General features: G+C 74.6%; 3 protein-coding genes. 2 read left to right on the plus strand and 1 reads right to left on the minus strand.

The features are described 5' to 3' along the window. Positions 1 to 45 precede the first annotated feature (45 nt). Both ACFO3Q_RS11075 and ACFO3Q_RS11080 read left to right on the plus strand, forming a co-directional pair. The gene (locus ACFO3Q_RS11075) at positions 46 to 1911 is read left to right on the plus strand and encodes an autotransporter assembly complex protein TamA (protein WP_377004750.1); all 1866 of its coding nucleotides are present in this window, start codon (positions 46 to 48) and stop codon (positions 1909 to 1911) included. Beyond that, a complete protein-coding gene (locus ACFO3Q_RS11080; protein ID WP_377004751.1) occupies positions 1908 to 5726 on the plus strand; it encodes a translocation/assembly module TamB domain-containing protein in 3819 nt (1272 codons plus the stop codon). Before ACFO3Q_RS11075 ends, ACFO3Q_RS11080 begins: the two co-directional genes overlap by 4 nt. Before the next feature lie 19 nt (positions 5727 to 5745). On the opposite strand, the gene mnmG is transcribed toward ACFO3Q_RS11080, so the two are convergent. After that, positions 5746 to 7620, minus strand: coding sequence for a tRNA uridine-5-carboxymethylaminomethyl(34) synthesis enzyme MnmG (gene mnmG, locus ACFO3Q_RS11085; RefSeq protein WP_377004752.1), 1875 nt, complete (start codon positions 7618 to 7620; stop codon positions 5746 to 5748). Positions 7621 to 8370 lie beyond the last annotated feature (750 nt).

The raw sequence follows: 8370 nt of genomic DNA on the forward strand, positions 1-8370 counted from the left end.
GCCGCGAACTATATTGAGAACGATTCGCATGCGCAAGATCGTCACATGGCGCTGACCGACGCCCGGGACCCGCCGGCTATTCTTCACGCCATGCCGAAGTCGCCGTTCCTCCCGCGCATCGCGCTCGCCCTCGCCGCCTGCACCGCCGCCGGCCCCCTCGCCGCACTCGAACTCGTCCGTGTCGACATCCGCGGCATCGACGAAGAGGCCCACCGCGACAACGTGCGCAGCGCGCTCTCGATCGAGAAGCTGGAGCCGGAGCGGCGGCGCAACCTGCGCGAGGGGCGGCTCGCCTACTACCTGCGCATCGCGCCCTCCGAGGTGCGTCGCGCGCTGGAGCCCTACGGCTACTACGACCCGGAGATCGAGGTCGAGGCGCAGCGCGACGGCGAGCGGGTGACCGTGGTCGTGCAGGTGGACCCGGGCGAGCCGGTGATCGTCCGCCGCCGCATCGCCCGCATCAACGGCGCGGCGACCGAGGACCCCGCGCTGGCGCCGCCCCTGGTCGGGCTGGAGCCGCGCGAGGGCGACGTGCTCGACCACCGCCAGTACGAGGCCGGCAAGACCCGGATCGACCGCGTGCTCAACGAGCGCGGCTACTTCGACCGCGAGCTGGTCACCCACCAGGTCGAGGTGACCCGCGCCTCGCGCAGCGCGAACATCGAACTGGTCTGGGAGAGCGGCGAGCGCTACCGCATGGGCGAGGCCGAATTCTCCGGCCACGTGTTCCGCCCCGGCCTGCTCGAACAGCTCGTCACCTGGACGCCCGGCGAGCCCTACCACCAGAGCCACCTGATGCAGCTGCAGGCCTCGCTGGCCGAGCTCGACTACTTCGCCTTCGTCGACGTGCAGCCCGAGCCCGAGCGCGCCGGCGACGACCTGCAGGTGCCGATCAAGGCCGACCTGGCGATGGCCAGGCGCAACATCTATTCGGCCGGCCTCTCCTACGGCACCGACAGCGGCGCGGGCGTGCGCGCCGGCATGGAGCGGCGCTGGGTCAACACGCGCGGCCACAAGCTGCGCGCCGAGGCCGACATCGCCCAGTACCGGCGCAGCATCACGACCAACTACCGCATCCCCGCCTTCGCCTGGCTCAACGGCTGGTACACCTTCGCGGCCAACCTGCGCGAGGAGGACGAGCTGGCGAGCGGCGACACCCTGGCGATCCCCTTCCGCACCTTCGAGATCGTCGGCAGCCGCAGCGGCCGGATCGGCAACTGGAACCTGGTCGCCTCGGTCCACCTGCAGCGCGAACGCTTCGAGATCGCCGGCGACACCCGCTTCGCCAACCTGTTCTACCCGGCCCTGCGTGCGCAGTACGCGCGCAGCGACGACCACCTGTACCCGCGCAACGGCATCGGCTTCAACGCCGAGATCATGAGCGGCCCGGAACTGCTCGGGTCGGACGTGTCCTTCAGCCAGCTGCGGCTCGGCGGCCGCTGGGTACGCGGCATCGGCGAGCGCAACCGGCTGCTGGTGCGCGGCGAGGCCGGCACCACCTGGACCGACGAGTTCGAGAACCTGCCGCCGTCGATGCGCTTCTACGCCGGCGGCGACCGCAGCGTGCGCGGCTACGCCTACCGCGAGATCGGCCCGCGCGTGTACGACCCCCAGCGCGAGCGCGACATCGTCATCGGCGGGCGCAACCTGTTCGCGGCGAGCGTGGAGTTCGAGCGCATGTTCACCGACACCTGGGGCGGCGCCGTGTTCGTCGACGCCGGCGACGCCTGGGGCGGCGCGCGCGACCTGGTCACCGGCGAGGCCGCCTCGGACTTCGATCCGCGCGTGGGCGTCGGCCTCGGCGTGCGCTGGCGCTCGCCGATCGGACCGGTGCGCGTCGACGTCGCCCGCGGGCTGGACGATCCGCAGTCCGCCTTCCAGCTCCACATCAACATCGGGACCGACCTGTGAGCGCGCGTCCGGACGACATCGCCGCGGCCGCGGCATCCGCACCGCCCCCGCCTCCACGGCGCCGACGCGGACGCTGGCTGCTCTGGCTCGCGGCGGTCGTCGTGGCGCTGGTCCTGCTGGTGCTGCTGGCGCTGTGGTGGGTGCTCTCGACCGGCGGCGGCCGCGACTTCGCCCTGGCCCGCGCGATGGCCGCGCTGCCGCCGGGCGCGCTGACGGTCGGCCGCTCCGAGGGCTCGCTGCGCGGGCCGCTGACCCTGTACGACGTGCACTACGACGACGGCGACGTGGTGGTCACCGCGCGCCGCGTGCACCTGGTGCCGGCGCTGCGCCAACTGCTCTCGCGCACCCTGGCGCTGCGCGCGCTGGAAATCGACGACACCACCGTGCGCCTGCCGCCGGCGTCCGAGGACCCGCCCGACGAGGCGCCCCCGGGCTGGCCCGACGTCCTGCCCGAGGTCGAGCTGCCGCTGTCCCTGGTGGCGGACGCGGTGGTCGTGCGCAACGCGGTGGTCGAGCAGGACGGCGCGCACCTGGTCGCGATCCGCACGCTCACCGCCGCGGCCGATCTCGCCGACGGTCGGCTGCACCTGCGCGGCCTCGACCTCGACAGCGACCGCGGCGCACTGCGGCTCGACGCCGACTACGCACCGCGCGAGAACTTCCGCACGCGCCTGGCCGGCAACGCCACCCTGCCGGCGCATGCCGGCCGGGACCCGGTCGCGCTGCGGATCGACGCCGAGGGCGACCTCGCGCGTTTCGTCCTCGACCTCGAAGGCGCGGCCCCGGGCCCGCTGCGCGTGCACGTGGACCTCGTCGACGGCGGCACCACCACGCCGACCTGGCGCCTGAGCGCCACCGCGCCGGCGCTGGAGCCCGCGCTGTTCGCCCCGCCGCCCGCCGATGGCGGGCAGGCCGAGGCGGCGCCGCTCGACATCGCCCTGGACGCCAGCGGCACCGGAGGCCGCGCCGAGCTGAGCGGGCGCGTCGCCCAGGGCGAGCTGGAGGTCGAGATCGCGCCCTCCCGCATCGCCTACGAGGCGGGCGTCCTGACGATGTCGCCGCTGGCGCTGCGCCTGTACGACGGCGAGGTCGCCCTGGAGGGCAGCGCCGACTTCAATCCCGAGGTGCCGACGCTGGACGCGGTGCTGCGCCTGGCCGGGCTGCGCATCGAGGGCGCCGAGGGCGAGGCCGTGGTGGTGCAGGAAGGCGCCTTCTCCGCGCGCGGCGCGCTCGACGCCTGGCGCGTGGAGGGCGAGGCCCGCGTGGCGCGCGGCGGCGACAGCGCGACCCTGCGCGTGGACGCGACCGGCGACACCGAGAGCGCGGTGCTCGACCGCCTCGCGGTCGACACCCCCAGCGGCGACCTCGACGGCCGCGGCAGCGTGCGCTGGAGCCCGGCGCTGGAATGGGAGCTCGCCGCCACCCTCGACGGCGTCGATCCCGGCTATTTCGCGCCCGACTTCCCCGGCGCGCTGCGCGGCGCCCTGACCACCCGTGGACGCCAGGACGACGCCGGCGTCCTGCACGCGCAGGCCGACCTGCCCGACCTGCGCGGCCGCCTGCGCGGGCACGCGCTGCGGGCCAGCGTCGCCGTGGACTGGCGGGGGGACGCGGGCACGGTCGATCTCGACGCCGCGATCGGCGACAGCCGCATCGCCGCCGAGGGCACCGTCGGCAACCGCCTCGACGTCGCCGTGCGCCTCGATCCGCTCAACCTGCCCGAACTGCTGCCGGACACCGCCGGCACCCTGCGCGGACGGGCGCGCGTGCGCGGCACGAACGACGCGCCCGACATCAGCGCCGACCTGGTCGGCTCCGGGCTGCGCTACGGCGACATGCAGGCCGAGCGCCTGAGCATCCAGGGCGACCTGCCGTGGCGCGGCAGCAACGGCGCGCTGGCCGTGCGCGCCGTGGCGCTGGACCTGGGCGCGGTCGCCTTCGACACGCTGGATGCGGACGTGCAGGGCGCGCTCGCCGCGCCGCGGCTGCAGGCCAGCGCGCGCGGCCCCGACCTCGGCGTCGACGTCGCGGCGACGCTCGAACAGACCGCGCGCGGCTGGCAGGGCGAGGTGGGCGCGCTGCGGCTGGCGCCATCCACCGGCGCGGCCTGGGCGCTGCAGGGGCCGGCACGCTTCGCCCAGGTCGGCGACGCCCTGCGCCTGGATCGCGCCTGCTTCGTGCCCGAGGGTGCCGGCGGCTCCCTGTGCGCCGAGGCCGACTGGCCGCGCAGCGCCAGCGTGCGCGGCCAGGACGTGCCGCTGTCCCTGCTCGATCCCTGGCTGAGCCGCGACGACGGCGCGCCCATGCGCGCCTTCGGCCTGCTCCAGCTCGAGGCCGACATCGCGCCCGCCGGCGACGGCTGGAACGGCAGCTTCGCCCTGACCTCGCGCGACGGCGGCGTGCGCCTGCGCGCCCAGGGCGAGCGCGAGGTGGTCGGCTACGACAGCATCGACCTGCGCGGGCGCATCGCCGGCGACAGCGTCGAGGCGACCCTGGCCCTGCAGATGGCCGACGCGGAAGGCCGCATCGACGGCCGGCTCGCCACGGGCATGGCGGAGACCGCTCCGCTCGACGGCGAGTTCGTCCTCGACGTCGGCGACCTCACCTTCATCGAACTGTTCTCGGTGGACGTCGCCGCGCCCACGGGGCACATCGGCGGCCGCGTGCTGCTGGGCGGCACCCGCGCCGCGCCGCAGCTCAGCGGCGGCCTGCTGCTGCGCGACTTCGGCGCCGAGCTGCCGGCGCTGGGCATCGCACTCAGCGAGGGCCGCATCGCGCTCGACGCCCTGCCTTCCGGCGAGGCCCGCATCGACGGCAGCCTGCGCTCCGGCGACGGCGTGCTGGCGATCGCCGGCGGCCTGCGCCTCGACGCCCCGATGCAGACGCTGGAGATGACCGTCCGCGGCGAGAACGTGACCGTCTCCGACACGGCGGAGCTGCATGCGCGGGCCTCGCCCGACCTCAGCATCCGCCTGCGCGAGGACGCGGTGCACGTGCGCGGCCGCGTCGGCGTGCCCTACCTGCGGCTGGACCTCGAAGGCCTGGAGAGCACGACCTCGCCCTCGGCGGACGTGGTGGTGCTGGACCCGATCGAGCCGGTCAGCGGCCCCGGCGCCCCGCTGGACCTCGACCTGACCCTCGCCATGGGCGAGGACGTGCGCCTGCAGGGCTTCGGCTTCGACGGCAAGCTCGACGGCACCCTGCGCGTGCGCCAGCACCCCGGGCGCGAGATGCTCGGCTCCGGCGGGCTCAACGTCACCGGCCGCTACGAGTCCTACGGCCAGGACCTCACCATCGAGTACGGGCGCCTGTCCTGGGCGAGCGCGCCGCTCGACAACCCGGCGCTGGACGTGCGGGCGGTGCGCGAGGTCGGCGACATCACCGTCGGCCTGCAGGTCCGTGGCACGGTGCTGCAGCCGGAGACCGAGGTGATCTCGGACCCCGCGATGGACCAGTCCGAGGCGCTGTCCTACCTGGTGCTGGGGCGCTCGCTGCGCACCGCCAGCGGCGAGGACAGCCAGCAGCTGGGCGCGGCCGCCGCGGCGCTGTCGGCGGGCAGCAACCTGCTGGCCGAGAAGATCGGCGCGCGGCTGGGCTTCGACGAGGCCGGCATCAGCGACTCGCGGGCCCTGGGCGGCAGCGCGCTGACGGTCGGGCGCTACATCTCGCCGCGCCTCTACGTCAGCTACGGCGTGTCGCTGCTCGGCACCGGCCAGGTCCTGGGCTTCCGGTACCTGCTGGCGCGCGGCTTCGACATCCAGATCGAATCCGGCCTGGAGAACCGCGCCTCGCTCAACTGGCGCACCGAGCGCTGAGGCGCCGGCGCGCCCCCGCCTAGGCCACCTGGCGCGCGGCCCGCGCCAGGTGGACGAGCAGCAGCGAGATCGCCGCGGGCGTCATGCCCGGGATGCGCTGCGCCTGCCCGACCGTCTCCGGGCGCACCGCGACCAGCTTGCCCTGCAGCTCGGCGGAGAGCCCGCGCACCGCGGCGTAGTCGAAGCCGGCGGGGATCGGCGTGGACTCGTGGCGCTGCTGCCGCTCGATCTCCACGCGCTGGCGCTCCAGGTAGCCTGCGTACTTGACGGCGATCTCGACCTGCTCGGCCACGCGCGCGTCCTCGACGCCCGGACCGATGCCGGGCACCCGCGCCAGCGCGGCGTAGTCGAGCTCGGGCCGGCGCAGCAGGTCGAGCGCGCTGTTCTCCCGCGATACCGCGACGCCCAGCGTCGCCTCGATGTCGCGGGCCAGCGCGTTGCCGGGCGCCGCCCACAGGCCGGAGAGGCGGGCGGTCTCGCGCTCCACCGCCTCGCGCTTGGCCTCGAAGGCCGCCCAGCGCGCGTCGTCCACCAGGCCCAGCGCGCGCCCGTGCGGGGTGAGGCGGGCGTCGGCGTTGTCCTCGCGCAACTGCAGGCGGTACTCCGCGCGCGAGGTGAACATGCGGTAGGGCTCGGTGGTGCCGTGGGTGATGAGGTCGTCGATCAGCACGCCGACGTAGGCCTCGTCGCGCCGCGGCGTCCACGGCGCCAGCCCCTGCGTCGCACGCGCGGCGTTGAGTCCCGCGATCAGACCCTGGGCCGCGGCCTCCTCGTAGCCGGTGGTGCCGTTGATCTGCCCGGCGAAGTAGAGGCCGGGCATGGCCTTGGTCTCCAGCGAGGCCTTCAGGCCGCGCGGGTCGAAGAAGTCGTACTCGATGGCATAGCCCGGGCGGGTGATGTGGGCGTTCTCGAAACCGCGGATCGAGCGGACCAGTTCGAGCTGCACGTCGAAGGGCAGCGAGGTCGAGATGCCGTTGGGATAGATCTCGGCCACGTCCAGCCCTTCCGGCTCGACGAAGATCTGGTGGCTGGTCTTGTCGGCGAAGCGCACCACCTTGTCCTCGATGGACGGGCAGTAGCGCGGGCCGACGCCCTCGATGGCCCCGGAGAACAGCGGGCTGCGGTCGAGGCCGGCGCGGATGATGTCGTGGGTGCGCTCGCTGGTGTGGGTGATCCAGCAGTCGACCTGGGGCGGATGCAGGTCGCGGCTGCCCAGGAAGGAGAACACCGGCCGCGGGTCGTCGCCCGGCTGGCGCTCCATCGCCGTGTAGTCCAGGGTCCGCCCGTCGATGCGCGGCGGCGTCCCCGTCTTGAGCCGGCCGACCCCGAAACTGCGCTCGCGCAGGCGCTCGGCGAGCACGGTGGCCGGCGGATCCCCGGCGCGCCCGCCGGCCGACTGCGCCTGTCCCACGTGGATGCGCCCGGCGAGGAAGGTGCCCGCGGTCAGCACCACCGCCGGCGCGGTGAAGCGCAGGCCGCTCTGGGTGACCACGCCAGCGACCCGCTCGCCCTCGACGAGAAGATCGTCCACCGCCTGCTGGAACAGGTGCAGGCCGGGCTGCGCCTCGACCGCCCGCCGGATCGCGGCCCGGTACAGCGCACGGTCCGCCTGGCAGCGGGTCGCCCGCACCGCCGGGCCCTTGCGCGCGTTGAGCGTGCGCCACTGGATGCCGGCGGCGTCGGCCGCGCGCGCCATGATCCCGCCGAGCGCGTCGATCTCGCGCACCAGGTGGCCCTTGCCGATCCCGCCGATGGCGGGATTGCAGCTCATCTGCCCGACGGTCTCGATGTTGTGGGTCAGGAGCAGGGTGCGCGCGCCGGCGCGCGCCGAGGCCAGCGCGGCCTCGGTGCCGGCGTGGCCGCCGCCGATCACGATGACGTCGTAGCAGTACATGGTGCGAGGGACCGGTCAGGATGCGAGAGGACGCGCGGACGAGCGCGCATCGTGCGCCGGGGCGGCGGGACGCGGCCCCGGGGCGCGCGCAGTGTAGCCGGCGACGGACGGCGCGGCCTGAAGGTCGCCTGCCGCGCGGCGCCGGGGCCTTGACGGACGGCGGGCATCTTCACGTCGCCTCGACACATGGCACGAAACCTGCTGTATATCCCGTGCACCCACGGTGGCAAGGCGCCGGGGGGCGTCGGTCAGGATTGGGAACAGGGCTGGCCAACGCGCACCGTGGGGATGCCAAGGCCGGGAGTCGAGGGGGACTCCCGGCCTTTTTTTGTCCGCGTTTCGAGGGGGCGGGGCCGGATCCCGCGTCGCCTGCGCTGCTGCGCGCAGCGTGGCCGGAAAAAAAGCCGGCGCCCGACGGTCTTAGGAACAGGGGGAATCCAGAGGACCAGGTCGGGCACCGGGCAGATGGGCCTGCATGTGCAGGCTGCGTCGCTCAGTGTCCAATAGCGACGCGATTGGTCAGTCGTCGAGGCAAGAATGCGCGCGTCAGGTTTCCGGCGCAAGTCAGAATCCCGACTCCCCCGGTGATGCGCGTCACAGATTTGACGCCTGCTCCGCCCGGCCCGCTCACAGCTCCCTGGTGCGCCCGCGGGCCGAGGGACGTCCTCCGCGCGGCTCGGCCCGCGCGGGCGGCGCCGGACGCGCGGCGGGCGCGGCAGGCCGCACCGCCTGCGGACGCGGCCCCGCGCG

Source organism: Coralloluteibacterium thermophilum, from assembly GCF_042654365.1.
In the GTDB taxonomy this organism is placed as follows: domain Bacteria; phylum Pseudomonadota; class Gammaproteobacteria; order Xanthomonadales; family Xanthomonadaceae; genus Coralloluteibacterium; species Coralloluteibacterium thermophilum.

Coding starts and splice junctions, on each gene's coding strand:
- mnmG (WP_377004752.1), bottom strand. CDS start 7,620: ATGTACTGCTACGACGTCATCGTGATCGGCGGCGGCCACGCCGGCACC.
- ACFO3Q_RS11075 (WP_377004750.1), top strand. CDS start 46: ATGGCGCTGACCGACGCCCGGGACCCGCCGGCTATTCTTCACGCCATG.